The sequence below is a fragment of the Chryseobacterium sp. SIMBA_029 genome, assembly GCF_046535275.1.
Taxonomy (GTDB): Bacteria; Bacteroidota; Bacteroidia; order Flavobacteriales; family Weeksellaceae; genus Chryseobacterium.
In genome coordinates this window covers 1-236 of sequence record NZ_JAWRXA010000845.1, presented here as the reverse complement: position 1 = coordinate 236, position 236 = coordinate 1, and the positions used below count along the sequence as shown (strand labels likewise).

General features: G+C 64.0%; 1 protein-coding gene. It reads right to left on the bottom strand.

Annotated elements, in window-relative coordinates; all coding sequences use genetic code 11:
- On the bottom strand, window positions 1–236 hold a 236-nt coding region (locus SB679_RS26260), incomplete at both ends, for a DJ-1/PfpI family protein (protein WP_410705359.1).

Genomic DNA, 236 nt, shown 5'->3' with positions numbered 1-236 from the left:
CCCGCCTCCGCCAGAATGAAACTGCCGGTGCAGAGGCCGATCACCGGGACGCCCGCACGCGCGGCATTGACGACATAGGAGACAGCGGCGCTATCGAGCGCCTCGACCTTCTCGTTGATCCGGCCGCCGACGACCACGATATAGTCGAACTCGGCGGGTGGTTTCAGCGACGCGTTTGGTGGCACGAGTACGCCCGAGTTCGACGTCACGAAATGCTTGTCGGCGCTCATGACCAG